Genomic DNA, 19,276 nt, shown 5'->3' with positions numbered 1-19,276 from the left:
CAAGCCGCGCTCGACCGAGGGTTGCCGCCAGTGGAATCGTCGCTCACGCTGAAGGCATGGCGGCGTGGCTGGTGACCGAGGATCCGCAGCAGTTCATCCGGGTCGACGCGATCGTGAACGTCAACCCGCTCCCGATCTTCAAGGACGACGACGAGCTCCAATGGAATCACGAGCCATGGAGGCGCTTCCGCGCCGCCGACCATGTCCAGATCATCGTGGGGACACAGGCGGGCCAGCAGGTGCGGGCATTGTCGTGCCCGGGGTATGCCGCGGACGGTGCGATCGCGGAGCTGCTGTATGTGCTGGCGGATCTGGCCGGTAAGTATGATGCGGCGTCGCAGCCAGTGTTCGTGTACGGGCCGCGCGGGTCGCGGGCGCGTTGGGACAAGGGCGTGTGGACGGTCGCCGACCAAATCCCGAAGCCGGACTGGCTGCCGTACTGGTGAGGCTGCGCACAGGGCTCCCCCATGGGCCGGGCTTGGGTAAGACCGACAGCGGAGCAACTCGGCGGCGATCATCAAGGCTGTATCTCTGAACGATTCACGGCCCGGGCGAGGGCAACTTGGGCGAGGATCGCATTCGCGAACTGCTCGGCCTCGTCTGGTGTCAGCTCGGCATCGCCGTCGTGGTGGAGTTCGACAAGAGTGCCACCGGCGGGCCCGTGACTCATGGCCACGTAGCCGGGGGCGCTCCACCGCCCGCCGGGGGTGGAGACGTTGCGACTATGGCAGTAGCCCTCGGCGTGGTCGTGCGTCACACACCACGGCTGGCAGGGCGCACGCTGGGCAGGGATCAACACAACGGGACTCGCGGGCAAGGGCCCAAGCGAAGCACTGTACGTCTCAATGCGTTTCTCCGAGCCATGGCTGATCAGGATTAAGCACCTCATGACGTCCCTGAGCATCCGAAGTCTTGACAGGCGCATCGACATGGCACCGTCCCTGAGCCGTGCACGGCGGACGTGCCACACGCTGGGTCGGGATGCCGACCAGCCAGAGGCATGGGGGCTGCCAGGTGGGCCCTGACGGGTGCGATAGGTGCAGATAGGGCGTGGAAATGGCTCGGGAAGAGACCAGTCAACGAAGCGCGACTCGAACAATCCACTTAACTTGACAGAATGTCTTGACTCTCTGCTAGCGGACGCTGTCATGGACCGGATAATAGCCGCTGACTGCGACAAACCGTTATAGGCGCGCCTTTCCGCGCTCGGCGACCAGGACAACATCAACGCTCCGGCACAACAAGTTGGTGGCGAAAGATGTGGCGCACGGTGTGCGCGGAGATAACGGGCGCCCGTTGTCGTCGACCAAGTCAGCCGACGTCGTCAATGAACTTCCCCCTCAACCGGAGGCAACCACCCTGGCAGCCAGTCAGGATGAACACGCCCCTCATTGAAGGACGTTGGCGATGGATGGAGGCGAACATGCGAAACCCGGGCCCGTTCGCAATCTTGCTGGAGGGTTGGGAGAACCGCAGCGTGTGGGGGTGGGATGAGGGGACCGGCAGCTGGTGGGCGCAGTTGTGGCGCAACGATCTGCCGGACGACCCGGTCGCCGATGCTCCGCATGTGGGTTTCGGCCCGCTGTACAGGCAGCACATCTCCACGGTGAGCGGGCTGGTGCCGTTGATCGCCGCCGCCACGCAGGTGGAGCCGGACCGCATCGACCAGCTGCTCGCCGAGAGCATGAGCTGATCCCCGGGGCCCCGCCGCTCGCCGGTCCCCCGGCGGGGGACCGGGGATCAGCGACTCAGCCCGGGCCCTCGGTCGACTCCCCGTGACGGTGGTGGCGGCCGGTACGGCTGGCGCTGCTGGTCGAGCTGCAGGCCGGGCGTGGGCCGGGTGGGTCCGTCGAGTTGGGCGGCCGCCGCGCGCTGGCGTTTGGCGTGCTCGGCGCGGGCGGCACGTTCAAGGTCACGCTCGTCGGGCGGCAGGTCGGCGCGGCGCTGGTGTTCGTCCTGGAGGGCGGCCAGGTGCTGCTGGGCCAGGTCATGAACGTGGCGGGCCTGGGCGGCCCGGTGCGCGGCGGCGTCGACGTCGCGGGCCCGGGCGGTGCGCCGGGCGGCATCGACGTCGCGTTCGAGGTCCTGGTGGCGCCGGATCAGCGGCCAGTCGGCAGCGGGTGGGGCTGCGGCGGCGGCCCGTCGGGCGGCCGCTTCCAGGGCCGGGCCCTCCGCGAGGATCGGGGCCAGGCGCTCGCGCGCGGCGGCCAGGTCCTCGCCGATGAGCGGGAGCGCGGCTCCCAGCTCGCGGCGGCGGGCCCGGTGCGCGGGTCGCAGACGGCCCAGCCCGTCGAGCTCGCGCGCGAGGTCGGCCTCGTGCTGCCCGAGTAGGCGGATCTGCTCGCGGCTGTCGAGCACGGTCTGGCGGGCCTGTTGCAGCCGCGTCGCCGCTCGCTCGGCGGCCTCGATCTGGGCGAGTTGCTCGGCGAGCCGGGCCCGGGTCTCCTCCAGGGCGCGCTCGGCGGGGCCGCCGCCGTCGCGGGCGTAGCGGCGGGCGTGCTGCTCGGCGGTCTCGACTTGCGCGGCCGCCGCGGCGACGCGCTCGGCGAGCGGTCGCACCCGCCCGTCTAACTGCGCGTCGGTCAGCAAGCCCACGCCGAGTGGGAGCTGGGTCAGGCGCAGTAGCGCGCTGGCCCGCTCGACGGCGGCCCTCGCCTCGCGCTCGGCGTCCTGCAGCTCCCGCCGGGCGCGTTCGGCCTCGGGGTCGGCCGGCGGCTCGGCGGCCGCCGCGGTTGGGGTGGCGTGCTCGGCGTCGCCCGGGCGGCCACCGGCATCCCAGTCGGCATCCCGCTCGGCGGCGCGCTCGGCGGCTCGCTGGTGGGCGATCGGCTCGGGCGCGGCGGTGACCAGCCGATCGGCGCGATCGCCTTGCAGGGTGGCGGCGTAGGCGGCCAGCGCGCGATCCAGCTCGACAGCGTAGCTGTCCGGCTCGCCGAGCCGGGCCCGGTCGGCGTCGCTCTCCAGCAGCTCGCGCGGCAGGTACAGGCGGGCGGCCTCGCGGTCGCGCGACATCGCCGCATACAGGCTGTGCGGGTCCAAGCCGTAGCCGTAGACCAGCGCGCGGTCGACGGTGGCGCCCTGGGTGGCGGCCACCGTCATGGCGGTGCCGTGGCTCAGACCGCCGGCGGCGATGTAGCCGGGTGTGATCCACTCCCGTTCCAGCCGCGGGCCGTCGGGGTGCGGGGCGCGCCATTCGACCAGCACCCGGCGCTGGGCGTCGAACGCCATCACGCGGCCGCGGTAGCCGTTGAGCACGTTGGCGCCCTGGCCGCGGCGGGCCCGGTAGTCGTTGGTGTGGATGCGCACGTGGTCGCCGACGGCCAGGGCGAGGGTGCGGCCGCCGGGCTGCCGGTTGCGCACCTCGGGGCCGGACAGTTCGCCGGCGGCGCGGCGCAGCGCCCGGGCCGCATGGTTGAGCCGGTCGACGTCGGCGTTGCTGCCGGCCAGCAGCGCCACGGCGGCCAGCTCGGCGTGCACGTCGCCGGCGTAGCGGAGGCGGGCCTGCTGCCAGTCGGTCAGCATCGCCGCCATGGTGTCGTCCGCAGTGCGCCCGGCATGCACCCGTCCGGCTTGGCTCCAGGTGCGCAGCGCCTCCTCCCGCTGCCCGTCGCGCCACAGTGCGAGGGCGGCCCGCTCGCCGAGATGGCGCTGGCGCCGGTTCTCGCTCAGCAGTAGCCCGTCGACCTGGCGGTGGATCGCGGCGAAGGTGCCGCCGACGCCGATGGCGCGCAGCTGGACCGGGTCGCCGATGAGGACCGTCTTCGTGGCGGTGCGGCGGGCTTCGGTGAGCAGGGCGGCCAGGTGCCGGTCGTCGGCGATCGCGGCTTCGTCGACGACCAGGACGTCGATGCCGTCCAGGCCGGGCCCGCGCTCGATGCGCCGCAGCCAGCTGGCGATGGTGCTGGAGGTGATGCCGGACTCGGCGGCCAGCCCCATCGCGGCCACCGCGGCGGTGGCGGCGCCGGCGACGACCAGGCCGCGGCTTTCCCACGCGCTGCGGGCGGCGGACATGAGGGTGGTCTTGCCCGCGCCGGCCACGCCGATGACCGCCTCCACCGCGTGCCCGTCGCCGAGCAGCCGGGCCAGCACGGCGCGCTGGGAGTCCGACAGCGCCAGGTCGGCGCCGGCCTCGAAGGCCTGCATCGCGAGCTCGGCGGCGACCGGGTCGACCACGGCCAGGCCCGCGCCGTATCCGGCGCGCGCGGCCGCCAGCGCGATCTGTTCGGCGCTGGTGACGTCGGTGGAGGTGTAGCACTGGCCGTTGGTCAAGGTGACGGCGCTGGCGGGCGTCGCCAGGTGCACCACCGGGCCGTGCCGTAGCACCTGGTCGGTGAGCGCGTCGGCGTCGGCCAGATTCGCGACGCCGTCCGGCAGCGCGTCCATCACTTCGGCGAGCACGTCGGCCCGGGAGACGATTTTGGTGTGGCCGGTCAGGCCGTCGTCGGGCCGCCAGATCCACGCGGCGATCGCGGCCGGGCTGGGCCGCTCCGGCAGGCCGCTGGCGGAGCCCAGGCAGGCGGCGGTCACGGCGGCCGGGTCGTGGCCGGCGGCGCGGGCCTGCGCGCGCCAGGACGCCCGGGTGTCCAGCGGCCCGGCCGGGGCGCTGTTCTTGGCCTCGCGGGTCCGGGCGCCGGCCATCTTGCGCTGGGCGGTGCTCGCCGTGGTGACGTCGTCCAGGCCCATCGCGCCGAGCAGCTCAGCGGCGACCTGCTCGCCGCGCTTGGAGTACAGCTCCCGCAGCTCGGCGCCGATGCCGGCGATCTCCCATGCGCCGGTGCGGGGGTCGCGCGTCCAGGCGATGCCGTACCGCTCGGTGAGCAGGCGCCGCAGCCGGGCCTGGACCAGGGTGCCGACGGCCTTGTCGTGCCGGTACAGATCGCGGCCGCCGTCGCCGAACACGCCCCACGCGCCGTCGACGCAGCGCGTCATGTTCGCGAGCACGACGTGCGCATGCAGATGCGGGTCGCCGACCTGCCCGCCGGTCGGCCGGGCCGATCGGTGCCACATGATCCAGCCCGCCAGGCCGGTGCCCTCCACCCGCCTGCCGAGCTTGCCGTCGCCCTTCTGCCCGCGGATGCCGTAGCCGGCCCACCGCTCGATGGCGGCCACCGTGTCGGCCACGGCTTGCGCGAAGGCGTCCTCGATCCCTTGGGCTAACTCGGGATCGGCCAGCCCGTACCACACGCTCACGCTCTTTGGCAGATCCAGGGTCACGTCATAACCGCGGTTGCCGACCTGCACCCGAGCATCGCGGTGAGCACGCGCGGCCTCCAGCCGGTCCGCATCGTACAGCGCGTCCAGGTCCAGACCGGCGGCGGCCGCCAGCCGCTCGGCGTCCCCGATCGGGATTTTGTAAGCCGCGCCGCGCCGAGCCACCCCGCGCTCCAGCCTGCCGGCCCGGGCCACGGCCCACTTCACTCCCGCGACCAGGTCCTCCACCGTGCCGCCGTGCTCGGCGGCGGCCTGCTGCAGCGCCGCCAGCAACGCCTCGCCGGCCAGTTGCGACAGCGGGCTGGTCGCCTTCTTCGGCTCCACCAACTGCTCGCCGGTGTCCGGGTGGCACCCGTCCATCAACCGGCGGGCGGCCTGGTGATGCTCGGCGGTGGTCAGCGGGGCGCCCACCGTCATCCCATCGATCCCGAACTGGGCGAGACCGGCGCCGATCCACGTCAGCCCGTGTCCCTTCTCCCACTCCGGGAGAACCGGCGCGGCCTCACCATTGGCCGCGCCGTCGGCCAGCCGGTAGGTCACCTGGTCGCAGCCGGCGCCTTCGCGCAGCCGGTAGTCGATCTGCGCGGGGTCGGGACCGAGCACCGTGACCCACGCCACCTTCGATCACCCCCCGGCCCGCGCCGCCAGGGGTGGGGGCTTGGGCGCTGTCCCGTCGTATGGCGGAGCCATACGTGAGTTCTTATTTTGATCTTGTTATTTTGTTTTGATCTTGTTGGGTGAAAGGATGACATTTGAGGATTACTTATGGCAATGATGGTTGTCAGATTGTCGGTTGCAGCTGAAGTTGTCGGTGTCCGCGTGGTGTTGTCGATACTCGTGTCGGTGTTCAGGTTGAGTTGTCGGATTCCGCCTTCGGCTTCGATCTTGGTGGTGCAGAAGGCTGTTGTCGTGGTCGGCGGCCGTCGGCAGGCACGTGGGGTATGACTCCTGGCTGGAGCGCGATCATCGGATGCTGCTGGACTTCGACCCGGCGGTCGTTGGGATCTCCTCGCGGCCGTTTTGGCATCGGTGCCGTTGCAACCGCTGGCGCGCGTGTCGGTGACCGAGAGGGCGGCCTGATGGGCGTGGTGCGCCGACACGGCGGCCCATTCGCTGGCGGAGCGCATCAAGTCTAAGGTGGTCGAGTTGGGCGTCAGCGCGCGGACGGTGGAGCGGATCCAGGAGGTGCTGGATGCCGAAACGCACACCTCGACCGGGACGCGTGGTCGAGGTGGCGGATCTTGCCAACGTCGCGATGCGATGCACGCCGCCCTCGCCGAGAAGCTGGGTCGCATCTGACCGCTCCCCTCGCAGGGCCCGGCGTTGAACGGCACGGGGCTCGCCGAGTGATCTGTTAGCGGGATGCAAGCGGGGCGCTATCCGCTGTCTCTAGCGTCACTCGGGTGTTACGGACAACAATCGCTCCCCTCGCCGCCTTGGTGCTGCTGCTCACCGGCTGCACGTCGCCCCCCTCGGCGCCGAAGCCTCCCGACGCGCCCGAGATCAGGACAGACCACACCACGAGTACGGCACGGCCGGCCCGTCTGACCGCCTCGGGACCGGCCCCAGGCGTGCTTCGCCAGGAGTGGGGAATCGACCTCGGCGACTCCCAGGGCAAGCAGACCGCCGTGGTCACCCTGCACGACGGGCGGCTCTTCGTCCATGCACCCGACGGGTTCACGGTCAGGAACCCGGCCACCGGCGCGGAGCTGTGGCATTACCGCGAACCCGGCCGCGAGCTGATCAGCCTGGGAGCGACCGGGGACACCGTGGTGATCCGCACCGCGATCCGCACCGGCTCCCGTTCCGACGACCTCACCGCCACCCGGGTCACCGCGTTGGACACCGGGACGGGCAGGCGGCTCTGGGCCACCGCGAAGGAACTCCACGTCGGAGACCACTCGGGTCGGCTGCTGATCGGGCCGGGGGTGCTGCCGGTGCGACATCAGAACGAGAACGGCCCCAACTCGATCGAGGGGGTGGACGTGCGCACCGGCGCGTCCCGCTGGGTCGCGCCGTACAAGCCGGACAAGGAGGACTGCTCCCTGGATCTCGTGGCGAGGACCGGCGACGGCAGGTCGGTGGACGGCAGCGTGTTCGTCGCCTGGGAGTTCTGCTTCCCCTCGGCCACCGGCAAACTGTTCGGGTTCGACCCCGCCACCGGGCGGCATCTGTGGACCGCCACCGCCCCGTTCAGCATGGGCACGCTCATCTCCGTGGCGGAGGGTTACACGCTGATCCTGAGGGAAGGCGAGGATCCGTCGGTGATCGACCGGGCGGGGAGGACCACCGACCGGACGAAGGGGCTGGACGGCGCCTGCAAGCCCGTCTGCCGGATGGAACTCATGAACGGCCACCTCGTGGCCGTGGAACCCGTGCTGGACGCCGACCAGAAGGTGGTGGCGCACCGGGCCACACTCGTCACACTCGCGGACGGCCGCCGGCGGCAGGTGACGCTGCCGGTCCACCACACGGTTTGGGCCCTCGTGGGGAACCGCCTCTACAGCTGGCGGGGCGCCCACTTCGACCCGCCACACTGGGCACCGTACGCGCTGCCGGAACAGATCGGCGTGGCGGACCTTGGCGCCGGTACGGTCTCCGCGCTGCCGGTGTCCACAGGCCCGGACAACGGCCCGGTTGCCTGGATTGACGCCGTTGGGGACCGGCTGCTCGTGCTGCACGGCGGGCCGCCCGAACACCGGCCCGCTCCCTACCGGCTGTCCGCCCACAGCAGCACGCCGGCCGCCGGACCGGTCGAACTCGCGGGGGTGAATCCGAAGGACTGGCCGGACTGCCTCGACCTCGTCAGGACCGTTCCCGGGCGCCGCGACGGGCGGCGGCCGGACGGGCGGAACAAACTGGACAACCCGCGCGCGGTTGGGGACGTCAAGGTCCCCTACTCCGAGTGTGAAGCCCACCTGGCCGGCGGTTGGTGGGTGAATCTAACGGTGGTCTGGGTCGCGGCCCGGCCGGAGGACGCCGACGTGCTGTTCCGTGGCAAGCCGACCGCGGGCGGCCGGGCCGAGGTCATGGCCGACCCGGATTCGCTGATCGCCGCCCACCTCATACGTGTCGGCCGAGTGATCGTGCAGGTCCGCGGCTTCCCGCCGAAGCAGGCCCGCCGGATCCACACCGCCTTGGCAGACAAGCTCGCCTAGGGCTGGACACTGGTGAGGCGCTTGACCAGGTGTCCGGCACCGGCGGAAACACCGCGGGTCAAGTGGCTGGTGGCCGCGGGTTGGCCGACCCAGGCCGAGCCGGGACCGTTCACCATCACCGCCGAGATCAACGGGCATGCCGCAAAGGAAGTCCGCGGTCCATGACGGCGAGGGCGCGCACGTCCATCCGGGCGACCGGCTCCCAGACGCCCGTCGAGCGGTACGACAGCAGAGCCTCGTCCTTCTGCCGCCACAGGCCGGTCGACCGGTCGCGAGGTGTCGGTAAGGCTCGTGCAGCCAGGTACACGCGATTGAGTTCGCCCAGTTCAGCGGTGGCCCTACTGATCGGTGGGGAGATGGCTGACGGCGTCTTTGAGGTCGGCGTGGGTAGGCAGCCCTGGCGACGTCGGATATTCCAAGTGTCTGAATGCCTCTCGTCAGTGGGGTGCTCTGCGACTGACTTCGGCAGCGTAGGTGGCCCAGTCGCCGCTGCTGGCGCGTTGCCATGCGACCGCGACGCCGATGTGGATGCCGAGCATGCGCGCCAAGACGGCCGCGGGCAGGTCGGTCGCGAGTTGGAACAGGGCGGTGGATCGGGCCTGGCCGGAGTAGATGTCGAGTTCGCGGAGCCGTTCGGCCAGCCGGAAGGAGGGTTGTGGCTTTTGAACTCGGTGTCAGCTCTGACGGGGGCGCCTTTGCGAGATCCCAGTTGGCCTGGTAATCCCGATGATCCGCGCAGGGCTCCGCACTCGCCCGGGCACGGTCAGGAGGCGAGGCCCCTGAGCCGGAACTTTGAAAGAACTGCGAGGATGGTCCGACTCGCCGTCCCTGGAAGGTGCCCGTGCCGGATCCGCTGATCGTCAATCGTGTCCTTGGCGACCGTCCCTTCGCCGAGATCGGTTTTCCGTCGGTGGCGGCCGTCAGCGAGCCGCGGGGGCTCGTCGTCGCCAGTGGCGCGGTCGGCCCGCCCGGGTGGCAGCCCGGCACCCTCACCAGCGTGCTGAGCGCCCACCGCATCGGGGTCTACGGCATGGACGGCCTGCGCTGCCGGTACCTGCTGCCGTCGCGGTGGCCGGTCAACACGATCGCGTTCCACCCGGTGCTGCCGCTGGCGGCCATTGGCACCGGAAGCTACGACGGCGGCTTCTTCTACAAAGGCGAGTTGCTCCTGCTTGACCTGCTCTCGGGTGAGGCCGTCTCCGCCTTCGCCTGGGACAGGGAGGTCCGGTCCGCGCGGTGGCGGAACGAACGCCACCTCGACCTGGTCCTGGCCGCGATCGACGACGACAGCGGCGAGCATGACACCTGGTGTTTCGCGCCGTCCATCGCCCGTGACGACTGGGCGGCCCTGCCCGCCAAGTCGATCGGTCCGGCCGAGCTGACCGGAGAACGCGTGCCGTCGGTGGCCCCAGACGCTCCGGAGGCGGCACATCGCACCCTGGAATCGCTCAGCGCCATGACCTTTACACCGCGCCGCCAGGTCCGGGCGGTGGAGTTGCTGCGCGACGGCCGGGTCCTGGCCGCGCTGGACGGGGTGCGGCTGGAGTCGTGGCTGCCGTCCGGTCTGCGGGAGTGGGTGGCGCCGGTGCCCGGTGGTGGTGGCAGGCGGATCGTGGTGACGCCGGATCAGCGGGCGGCCTGGGTGGAGATCCAGTGGAAGCCCGTCTGGGATGGACCCCGGGTGCGGTACCGGCCGAACGGCGCCGAACGCCTGTCGCTCCAGAACGGCGAGGTACTGCGTCCCGCCGGTTCGCAGACCCCTGTCGCGGTGACCGGGAGGCAGGACGGCTGGGTGATGCTGCGGGACACCCGGCACGCCCCCACCGAGGCCGCCACCATCCTGGTGTCCCCTGATCAGCAGGAGTCGGCGCCTCTCGACCTGGGCCAGTACGAGTTCGCCAACACCACCTTCGTCATCCGCCGGAGCTCGGAGCTGCTGTTCCTCCAGTCCACACCGCACGGCGTGTGGATTGCGGCCCTGGAGCCTTCCGGCGCGGTCCGGCCGCTGTTCCCCCTGGACTGGGACGCCGGACGCGGTGCCCGGCTCTCCGGCGGGCCTGGCGTCCGGTTGCCGGGCGCACTGGTCCATGCCGCCACCGTCGCACCCGACAGTCACTGGCGGATCGCGGCGTTCGTGGTGCGGCGGCGGGCGGACGGCGAGCCCGAATGGGTCTACGAATGCGAAGCCGTCGTCACGGCGATGGACGCCGCTGGGGACACCGTCCTGGTGGCGCTGGACTCGGGCGAGGTCGTTGCCTTGGGCGCCGCGGACGGCAGGCCCCGCTGGAGGCAGTCGCTGACCGTCCACGGCATGCCCACCTCCGGGACATCGCTCGCGGTACCGGAGAACGACCGTGTCCTCATCGGCACCGCGGACGGACGCATCCTCGACGCTCCGTACTGAACCGTGTCTGAAAGTGGCCTCAGCCACGGAGTGAGTGCGCGACCCGGCCGGTGCGATAAAGCCGAAACGGCAGCGCGCTTGTCCGGGGTGCCCGACCCGTCTACCGAGTCGGCTTGGCCTCATCGACAGAACCACCCGACGTGCTGCAGAACACCTCCTTGACGAGCCCATCCAGCAGCCCGTTGTGCTGGTAGACGGTGCCGCAGCCCGAGCCCAGGTTCTGCACGAACAGCCCGAGACCGTAGCCCATCTTCGGGTACGGCTCGCGGCGCCCGGGGCTCGAACCCGGAACCTACGGATCAAAAGTGGGTGGGTGCGGACGAGCTACACCCATCGCCGATTGCGTGCCCCACTGATCTCCGCCCCTCAGGGCGATGCGGCCTAGCCTTCCGGCTGAGGCTCGTCGGCAGCCGTCGGCGGCCTGGGCAGTTCGATGCCGCGCTTGGCGGCGATCTCGGCGAGAAGGCCGCCGTCGTCGACCGCGTCTTCACGTAGAGCGGCTCACCTGTATCGGACCGCTGGATGGCGGTATGGCCCTGTAGGTGAATCCGGGAGCCAGATGTCGGTCAGTGGCTCTGTGGGGCTCGGTGGGGCTGGAGCCGTGTTAGCGAATTCCAGAGCCACCTGAGGGTTCGCAATGCGAGTATCGAAGCGTTACTCCGTGTGAGGAGACGCTGGTGACACACCCTCAGTCCAAGGTGGAGGTATTCGCGGCGATTCGCCGAGATTCTCGTGCAGGGCTGTCGGGTCGGCCGATCGCGATCAAGTACCGAGTCCGGGGTTGAGGAACCTGCGGACAGCCGTTGGCGGTACCCGCGAGTAACTTAACTGGACGCTTCGGCAGGGCCCTCGGCCGGGATGAGCGGGGGCTCCGGCTGGCCGGGCAGCGCGGTTCGGATGGCGGCACGGCTCACTCCATCTGCTTCACGGTGTGGGCGGGGGAGCGGTCAGGAGTCCCCCGTCAGCGAGATGATCGCCGCCCACTCCTCGGTGAGCAGCAACCGCTCGGCCCACACCGCCGCGTACCAGCCATTGGGTCGGAACTCCACCGGGTGGACGGAGCGGGTCGGGCCGAGCGTCTCGGCGATCAGCTCCACCGCGTACTGAGCCAGGAACTCCGCCTCCGCACGTCCGGCGGCCTCGCCGATGTCGGACACGCCGTACCAGGAGCGGATCTGCGCCAGGAGCACCTGCGGGTCCTCGGGCGCCGCGACGGACTCGGCCGTCCCCGCCGGTCCGTGCGCTCGGTAGAGGTCCCGGACCAACTCGAACACCTCCCTGTCGCGCGGCACCGGCCCGTACAGCGCCAGCGATACCACGTGACGGGTGGGCATCATCGCCTCCAGGGCGTCGCTGACCCGTTCGATCTCGGCGGCCAAGTCCTGGGGTCGGGTCATGATCCCAGTGTGGACCCTTACGCTGGGCGCTGTTCGCCGGACCGGATGGAGTTGAGCGCCGATGATATCGGTCGACAAGCACGAGGATCCACACCTGCGGGCCAAGCGCCTCATCGGCATGGCCGAACGCCTCGACGCTCACCAAGTGTCCCGCCTGACCGTGCTGCCGGACTCGCTGCCCGCCGCACCGGAGGCAGCGCTGGCCCTGGCCCGCCTCCACCTGCACCTGCGGACCCGGCCCTGGCCGACTCGGCGCGAGGCGGACCTACCAACCCGCGTTCGCATCGCCTGGCTGGGCGCCGAGATCGCCGTCCACCCCGACACCCTGCGCGGTGAACCCGTCGGCGAACTGCTCTACCAGGCCGTCCGCGCGATCGAGACCGCTGACGTGGACGAGCCGGACGTGGCCGCCGACCCGGCCAGGGCCCCGACGCTGCGCCGAGGCGCGCTGGGACTGCTCGCAGACCTCGCCGACATCGGCGACCTCGTGGACTTGGCCGCCACCGACCCGCTCCTGCTGGCCGCTCCTCCAATGCCTGCGCGGCCTGCACCAACGCGGGCACTTCCCGGCCGAGCGGGACGCCCCGGCGATTGCACGCCTGGCCCTGGCCGACTACACGAGACCGGCACCGACTCCTACCGCCTGGCCCAGACCCGAGCCAGAACCGAACAAGCCAGCTGATCACACTCACCCAGCGTCACCAGAGCCATGCCCTAGATCCACGGGGACGTGGCTCTCGTTTTCACTAGCACTCCAGGGCAGTTGATTAGCAAGTGGCTCTCAAACCGACCGACATATGGCTCCCGGTTCCACCTGCATAGCCAGCGGTAGGCCCGCTGGCGTCGGCCCGCTACCGCCACTGACCGATTGGTTGCTGCTCAGGGGCCGGATCCTGCATGCTGACGCACGCGATGATCCACCACATATGGGTGAACTCCTCCACCAACCGCCAGTCGCCCTCGGCTCGCGCCTGCTCCACGACCACGGGCAGATCGGCGTCGAAGCACTCCAGATCACGCGGGTGCGTCAGCGCCTGGCGGATGGCGGGCAGCGTCTTGTCCGGTCGCGGCTCCAGCGCGATGATCACGATTCCGTACTCTCCCTCGCGCTGGTCAGCCCGCGGACAGGAACGCCAGCGCCTGCCGGCGAAGCTCCACCAGCGGCCCGAGACGGTCCGGATGCGCCGCGGCGAACGCGGCCAGCTCCGCATCCACCGGCACGGGCGCCGTCTCGGCGGCGGCATACACCTCGCGCGACATCGGCGCCGGGCCATGCCGGCGGACCTGCTCACGACCGCCGTCGCGCTCACGGTCATGGTTGTCGGCGCCGTCGTCGCCGAAGCCGCACATGGTGGGCGGGCGTCGCCCACCACCGCCGGGTGGCACCGCAGCGGTCTGGGTCTTTGGCCAGCTCATGACGGCCGACCCTACCAGGGCACATGGCGTTCGCTCAGCGGCTCGACCACACTAGGGCGGCTGGACCGTCCGAGCGCCGGTCACATTCCTCGGAGGCGCTCGCGAGCGGCGCTCGCGGGCCTGGCCTCAGCGAGCGCGGCTTCTTCGTGAAGCGCAGCCATCCCTGGCGGGCTAGGGCATGGATTGCCACTCTCCACTGCTCACGGCTCCAGCCGAAGGCCTCCCCGACCTCGGACCAGGTCGGTCCCTGATCGGTGTCGGCCACCACGTCGGCCACGAACCGGGCGACCTCCAACTCGCGGCCCGGCTGTCGGCCTCGGCGATTGCGGCCGTTGGACATCCTTCAGCGCCTGGCGCACGGCCTTCGGAGTGGGCACCTGGCCGCGAGCGACGACGTCCTTCCATGCCTGGAACGTCTGCCACGTCAAGCCCTTGGCCTTGGGAACCGTCGGCGCCACTGCGTTGATCTTCTCGACGGTGAGCTTCTGGCCGAGGATGTCCAGCCATACCAGGGCGACGACCGGGCGGGGCAGCTGGCAGTGGAACGTCTTGTCCGGCCCGCCCCAGCTCAGCATCTGATCTGCCCAGTCCTCGGCCGTCTGTCCCCGGGTGTTTCCCGTTGCGCGCGCATAGGTGACCAGATAGTCGCGCCAGACTGCCCAGCGCGCCTGGACCGCCGCGTCATCGGGCACGATGCCACGCCGCACCAAGTACTCGGTCGCCAGTGCCCGCCAGCTTCCGGCCTGACACCGATGGCACTGCCGGGAGACCGCCCCCACCATGACCGCGCTCGGCTTTCTCACGCCCAGCCGCCACAACCACGAACGCGACATTCTGTCCATGGCCTTGTCGCCCCGGCCACTCTCAGCAGGCTGAACGGCAGGAGAGGCGCTCAGTTGCTCCGTCATCAGCACACCCCCTACACCCTGAGCTACGCCCGGCGGTGTCGACACGCCGATTCACCCGTCCACGGCGGGCTAGGCAGCCCGCCACATCAACGCCCTGATACTCCCCGCGCACTGCATAAGGCCTCGTTAACGACGGCGAAGGAACCCGAGCTCCGCGAGCTGTCTCCAGCCTCTCCAGCTCGGGCCTGGTCGCTGCTGAGGCCTTCTTGAATGCCTCAGACTCCCTGTCCTTCGTCCATCCTGGCCCTTGCGTCGCACTGCGATCGACGCAGAACGGCAATCTCTGCACCAGGGCGTCATCCACCGTTAAGCAGGACGCCCGCCGCTCGCCCCAGCCGTGATCCTCACCCCTGGCCTGCCAGGGATAGAGGCTCATCAACACCGCCTGACCGGCGTCAGTGAGGTGATAACTCGCATTACGAGCAGGGTTCATCTCCGAACTCGTGGGCTGGCGTTCCAGAACCTCAGCCACGACATCCCGCACGATGATGGTCGGCTCGGAGCTGAGCCGAGTCAGGAAAAGCTCGCGCCAGAACGCTGTTCCTCGTTTCACCTGCGGATGGTCCCAATCACCGCAGGTCATGTCCCAGATCGACTCGGTGTCTTACCGACAACTGAATCAGCCGACCGAACCCGTTGAACCTAGTTCAGAGAATGCACAGCACCGGACGCCTCTTCGTCGACGGTTCTGAACATCACACACATGCACGCAACGTGAGAGTCCAGGCCAGGACGATGTTGACAGCATGATCGCTCGGCAAAATGGACGAGGCCTGCCATCAGCAGCACCGCGATGGTGCTGCCTACCGCCGGAACGAGGTTGACGATCGCTTCGACGGCGGTCTGGGTAAGCTCGCGCCCCCTGCTGTGTGCGGGGGGATTCGTCTCCATGGGCCCCAGCATGTCGAGTCCGGACAACCGGAGCACGCTGCCGACTGGACGTGTCGCCCGGCACCGCCACCTATTGGTGAGGCGGCGTGTCCCACCGAGGTCCACATCCGATGTGACGGCCGAACGTGGCCAGCCACGTGTCGAGTGGGCGACTGCAGACGCTGCAGGTAGGGCCTTCGTCGCTGGGCCTGGCCGTGTGGTCTCGTGGCCTGGCCGACGTGGTGGCGTGCGACATGCTGTCGATGCTGCTTGTCGAGTAGCGGCTGTGCTCGCCGTTCTGCGGCGGCCTGTATGGCCTGATGGAGAGAGGCGGTCAGTTCCTGTTGCATTGACTCGGGCAGTACAGCGCCGGATCGGTCGAGTCGTAGGCCAGCCAATGGGATGAGCCGCGCGACCATGTCGTCAGCGGGACACGGTGGGTGATGCAGCGCGTACATCGATTGGTCGGGCTCGTTCCACCATCGCCAGCCCTTGGGGTGTGGGCGCCCGAGAAAGGCCTTGATGGTCGTTGCTGCCACGCTGGCGCCGGTGTGGATAAGCCACGCTGGCACGCCTTCGGCGAGGATGCGCCGAGGGATGTCGGCGTTGCGTCTCCAGAACCACACGTCCGTGATCCCAGCGGCGACGTAGTCACGATGCCGGACGCACCATTCCTCATCGCTTAAGTACGCCTGCTGGGCCTCCAAGGCGAGGCGGCCACCATCCGTGAGTTCAACGGCCACATCGGCCCGGCGTTTGCGGGCAGGTGTCCACTGCTCCAGATGCACGTGCGCCACGCCTGGACACGAGCGCTACTACGAGCCGATGCCGACATTTCTCTTGGACGGAGATCCGCCGTCGAGGCCCACCGTGCCGGGAGCGAGGCGGCCAGCGCTACGCTGCTGGCCCCGGTTGGTCGGTCCAGCAGCAGGGGCACGTCATCTGCGTCACCTCGCCCGGGACGCGCCAGCGGTTACGGCAGATCCATCTCCGGCGGCAGCCCACCAGCGTGTCGTTGGTGAGCAGTTCACCTATCTCCAAGGGGCTCCGGCGGACGCACAGTCACAACTGGTTCTTGATCGGTTCCGGTGTGTCCGGGACCGGCTGTGCGAGGTAGTCGGCCACCTCGGCGGGGGTCAGCAGGCGGGTCTCGCGCAAGATTTCCAGTGACTCCCGCCAGGACTCCCTGGCCTGCTCGTGCTGCCCCAGGTCGTGCAGGGTGTGGCCGAGCCACCAGTGGGATACGGCGGCTCCGATGGTGAATCCGGCCTCGCGCTGGAGTTTGATCGCTTGCTTGTACTCCTCGACTGCCTCGTGGAGCATGCCATGGGCCCGTAAGGCGTCGGCGAGGGTGTCGTGGAAGAGGCCGAGGCCACCGGTGCTGCCGTGCTCCTCCAGCATCGCCAGACCACGCCGTGCCTCATCCACGGCTTCTCCGGACCTCCCCTGGCGGTAATAGACCTGCGCCCGGGTGTTACGAACGTAGGCCTCGTGGTCCCTGCGCCCCGTCCGTTTGGTGATGACGAGGGCACTTTCCAGCGCGGTGAGTGCGTCGTCATAGCGGCCCATCACGGTGTACGTGGTGCCGAAGTCATTGAGGATCCCCGCCTTCCGGTCAGGCAGCCCGGCCCGGTCCCAACAGGCCAGGCCGTCCTCCATGCAGGATACGGACTCCTGAAAGCGCCCGAGTTGCTGGTGGACGTGGGCGAGCCCCTGCAGCAGGTAGGCCTGGGTCGCCCAGTCCTCCTCCTCCCTGGCCAGCCGCAGCGCCTCCTCACTCACCCCGACGACCTCGGCAAACCATCCTCGGCGTTGAAACAGCCACTGGATCGCGTCGGCGAGTCCCGCTGCCGAGCGATCGGCTTCCCGCGCCGCCTGCCGTACCGCGGCCAGCAGGTTGTCCCGCTCGCGGTCGAGCCAGTCGTTGGCGGCCTCCAGGGTGGCAATCTCCTCCCCGGCCTGATCGGCGGCGAAGACGGCGGCCCTCACGTCGCGGCCGTTCACCACGGCAGCGGCCTGTTGCGAGGTGGCCAGGTAGTGGTGCAGCACGCGACCGGCCGCGCTCGCCCGTTCCTCGTCGGCGACGTCCTGCTCCCGCGCGTACAGCCCGATGAGATCGTGGAACTGGTAGCGACCCGGCCCCGCGTGTTCGAGCAGGCGGGCGTCCATGAGGTGCTCCAGGGCGGTCTCGGCGCGATGCTCGGTCCAGTCGGCCAGCGCGGCCGTGGTGGCGGGCGTGTGCGTGGGCAGATCCAGCAGCCCGAGCAGGGAGAGCAGCCGCGCCGCGTCCTGCCCGGCTGGCTCCTCGCGCAACTGCTGGTGGCTGACCGCGATGCTGGCGCGTACGGCCAGATCGGCGTAGTCCAGCAGATCGAGCCGCCGGGTCGCGTCGGCCAGCCGTACCGCGAGGTCGGAGAGCGACCAATCGGGACGGGCGACCAGGCGGGCTCCCGCGATGCGCAGGGCGAGCGGGAAACCGCCGCAGAGCCGTACGATCTCCTCCGCCGCCCGCGGCTCGGCATCCACGCGGTCGGATCCGGCGACCCGGGCGAGCAGCGTGGCCGCGTCGGTGTCGTCGAGCCTGCCGAGGTGCAGGTGGCGGGCGTTGTCCAGGGTGGCCAGCGGATCGCGGCTGGTGATCAGGACGCGGCAGTCCCGCCCGGCCGGGATGAGCTGGCGCACCTGACGCACATCCCGTGCGTTGTCGAGGATCACCAGCAGATGGCCTGTGGCGGTGAGCGAGCGGTAGCGGGCGGCGGCCTCCTCGGTGTCCGTGGGTAGGGCAGCGCCGTCCAGCCCCAGGGAGCGCAGCAGGCGGCGGAGCGCTTCGATGGGTGCCAGCGGAGCGAGTCCGGCGGTGGAACCGTGCAGGTTGACGTAGATGACGCCGTCGGTGAAACGCCCGGCGACGGCATGGGCGACATGTACGGCCAGCGCGGACTTGCCGATGCCGCCGGACCCGTTGATCACGGTGACCGCGGCGCCGTTCACCAGGTCGGCATGGAGCTGCTCGATCTCGGCCGCCCGCGCTGTGAACGCCCGGGTATCGGCGGGCAACTCGGCCGGGGCGACGTGTCGGGCCAGCGTCGCCTGCTGCGCGGGCGCCAGGTCGAGCACCGGATCCTTGACCAGAACGGCCTGGTGGAGGCGGCGCAGTTCGGCGCCGGGCTCGATACCCAGTTCCTCGACCATGACCCGGCGCAGGCGCTGGTAGACCTCAAGCGCCTCCGCCGCCCGCGCGTCGCGGTACAAGGCGAGCATGAGCTGGGCGGCGGGCCGCTCCCGCACCGGGTGCGCTCTGACGTGCACGGCGAGCTCGCCGGCTACGGCGCGGTGGTCACCGGCGGCCAGGCGCAGCTCGGCATGGTCCTCCAGTACGGACATCCGCTCCGCCTCCAGCCGGTCGGCCTCGACCCTCGCCCAGGGAGTGTCGACATCGGCCAGCGCCGGGCCCCGCCACAGCCCGAGCGCCCCGCGGAACAGCGCGTCCGCGGTCGCCATCGCACCTTCGGCGTGGGAGGTGCGCGCCCGCCTGGACAGGCGGGTGAAAGCGTGGGCGTCCACGTGGTCATGCTCGACCGCGAGCAGGTAACCACCGGGCACCGTCTGGATGATCTTGGCACCACCGTGGGGAGCGAACGTCTCCCGGAGCTTCGAGACCACGATGTGCAACTGCTTGGCCGCGGAACTGCTTTCCCACACGTCGGCCAGCAACCGATCAGTGGGTACGGGCTGCCCAGCGGCCAGGGCGAGCCGGGCGAGTACCCCGATCCGCCGTTGCCCAGCGATCTTCACCGGGACACCGTCGGCCTCGACCTCCCAGGGGCCAAGGCACCTGATCTCCAGCCTCAAGGGAGTGCTCCCGTCGTCAACGAAGATTCGGAAGTCTAGCGATTCAGGCTGCTATGACGA

The 19,276-nt window shown here is 70.2% G+C and carries 16 protein-coding genes and 1 pseudogene; 7 read left to right on the top strand and 10 right to left on the bottom strand.

Annotated elements, in window-relative coordinates:
• Window positions 1–56 precede the first annotated feature (56 nt).
• Window positions 57–446 (top strand): hypothetical protein, encoded by a 390-nt coding sequence (locus Q9G87_RS18920; protein ID WP_305917693.1) that lies wholly within the window; start codon window positions 57–59, stop codon window positions 444–446.
• 71 nt (window positions 447–517) lie between these two features.
• On the opposite strand, the gene Q9G87_RS18915 is transcribed toward Q9G87_RS18920, so the two are convergent.
• Entirely contained in the window at window positions 518–757 is a 240-nt protein-coding gene (locus Q9G87_RS18915; protein WP_305917692.1) for a hypothetical protein, read from the bottom strand.
• Window positions 758–1,423: 666 nt separating this feature from the next.
• Between Q9G87_RS18915 and Q9G87_RS18910 the strand changes: the two genes are divergently transcribed.
• The gene (locus Q9G87_RS18910) at window positions 1,424–1,693 is read left to right on the top strand and encodes a BTB/POZ domain-containing protein (RefSeq protein ID WP_305917691.1); all 270 of its coding nucleotides are present in this window, start codon (window positions 1,424–1,426) and stop codon (window positions 1,691–1,693) included.
• A gap of 47 nt (window positions 1,694–1,740) precedes the next feature.
• Here the strand turns inward: Q9G87_RS18910 and mobF are convergent, their stop codons facing one another.
• Window positions 1,741–5,829 carry a MobF family relaxase gene (gene mobF, locus Q9G87_RS18905; RefSeq protein WP_305917690.1) on the bottom strand — a complete coding sequence of 1,363 codons (4,089 nt, stop codon included), beginning with the start codon at window positions 5,827–5,829 and terminating at the stop codon, window positions 1,741–1,743.
• A gap of 519 nt (window positions 5,830–6,348) precedes the next feature.
• Between mobF and Q9G87_RS18900 the strand changes: the two genes are divergently transcribed.
• From Q9G87_RS18900 to Q9G87_RS18890, 3 genes are all read left to right on the top strand, one after another.
• Window positions 6,349–6,510: a hypothetical protein gene (locus tag Q9G87_RS18900; protein ID WP_305917689.1), complete on the top strand. Its 162-nt coding sequence runs from the start codon at window positions 6,349–6,351 to the stop codon at window positions 6,508–6,510.
• Between the two features lie 104 nt (window positions 6,511–6,614).
• Window positions 6,615–8,369, top strand: a complete 1,755-nt coding sequence (locus Q9G87_RS18895; protein ID WP_305917688.1) for an outer membrane protein assembly factor BamB family protein — start codon at window positions 6,615–6,617, stop codon at window positions 8,367–8,369.
• 841 nt (window positions 8,370–9,210) lie between these two features.
• Window positions 9,211–10,773, top strand: coding sequence for an outer membrane protein assembly factor BamB family protein (locus Q9G87_RS18890; protein ID WP_305917687.1), 1,563 nt, complete (start codon window positions 9,211–9,213; stop codon window positions 10,771–10,773).
• A gap of 100 nt (window positions 10,774–10,873) precedes the next feature.
• Here Q9G87_RS18890 and Q9G87_RS18885 read toward each other — a convergent pair whose 3' ends face one another.
• Entirely contained in the window at window positions 10,874–11,023 is a 150-nt protein-coding gene (locus Q9G87_RS18885) for a hypothetical protein (RefSeq protein ID WP_305917686.1), read from the bottom strand.
• A 697-nt stretch (window positions 11,024–11,720) separates the two neighbouring features.
• Window positions 11,721–12,170, bottom strand: coding sequence for a hypothetical protein (locus Q9G87_RS18880; protein ID WP_305917685.1), 450 nt, complete (start codon window positions 12,168–12,170; stop codon window positions 11,721–11,723).
• A 61-nt stretch (window positions 12,171–12,231) separates the two neighbouring features.
• Between Q9G87_RS18880 and Q9G87_RS18875 the strand changes: the two genes are divergently transcribed.
• Window positions 12,232–12,852 carry a hypothetical protein gene (locus Q9G87_RS18875; protein ID WP_305917684.1) on the top strand — a complete coding sequence of 207 codons (621 nt, stop codon included), beginning with the start codon at window positions 12,232–12,234 and terminating at the stop codon, window positions 12,850–12,852.
• Between the two features lie 169 nt (window positions 12,853–13,021).
• Here Q9G87_RS18875 and Q9G87_RS18870 read toward each other — a convergent pair whose 3' ends face one another.
• From Q9G87_RS18870 to Q9G87_RS18855, 4 genes are all read right to left on the bottom strand, one after another.
• Window positions 13,022–13,258 (bottom strand): DUF6247 family protein, encoded by a 237-nt coding sequence (locus Q9G87_RS18870; protein WP_305917683.1) that lies wholly within the window; start codon window positions 13,256–13,258, stop codon window positions 13,022–13,024.
• Between the two features lie 25 nt (window positions 13,259–13,283).
• Window positions 13,284–13,586 (bottom strand): hypothetical protein, encoded by a 303-nt coding sequence (locus Q9G87_RS18865; RefSeq protein WP_305917682.1) that lies wholly within the window; start codon window positions 13,584–13,586, stop codon window positions 13,284–13,286.
• A 200-nt stretch (window positions 13,587–13,786) separates the two neighbouring features.
• On the bottom strand, window positions 13,787–14,500 hold the full coding sequence (locus Q9G87_RS18860; RefSeq protein WP_305917681.1) for a hypothetical protein: 714 nt from the start codon (window positions 14,498–14,500) through the stop codon (window positions 13,787–13,789).
• Between the two features lie 636 nt (window positions 14,501–15,136).
• Window positions 15,137–15,385: a hypothetical protein gene (locus tag Q9G87_RS18855; RefSeq protein WP_305917680.1), complete on the bottom strand. Its 249-nt coding sequence runs from the start codon at window positions 15,383–15,385 to the stop codon at window positions 15,137–15,139.
• 137 nt (window positions 15,386–15,522) lie between these two features.
• Here Q9G87_RS18855 and Q9G87_RS18850 point away from each other — a divergent pair, with 137 nt between their 5' ends.
• The gene (locus Q9G87_RS18850; protein ID WP_305917679.1) at window positions 15,523–15,645 is read left to right on the top strand and encodes a hypothetical protein; all 123 of its coding nucleotides are present in this window, start codon (window positions 15,523–15,525) and stop codon (window positions 15,643–15,645) included.
• Between the two features lie 345 nt (window positions 15,646–15,990).
• On the opposite strand, the pseudogene Q9G87_RS61345 reads toward Q9G87_RS18850, so the two are convergent.
• Window positions 15,991–16,152 (bottom strand): annotated as a pseudogene (locus Q9G87_RS61345) (competence protein CoiA family protein); the annotation flags it as partial.
• A 274-nt stretch (window positions 16,153–16,426) separates the two neighbouring features.
• Window positions 16,427–19,216 (bottom strand): AfsR/SARP family transcriptional regulator, encoded by a 2,790-nt coding sequence (locus Q9G87_RS18845; protein WP_305917678.1) that lies wholly within the window; start codon window positions 19,214–19,216, stop codon window positions 16,427–16,429.
• Between the last annotated feature and the right edge of the window lie 60 nt (window positions 19,217–19,276).

Source organism: Nonomuraea turcica, from assembly GCF_030718205.1.
Lineage (GTDB): Bacteria > Actinomycetota > Actinomycetes > Streptosporangiales > Streptosporangiaceae > Nonomuraea.
Note: the sequence above shows the minus strand (reverse complement) of the source record. Positions and strands in the feature narration are given on the sequence as shown.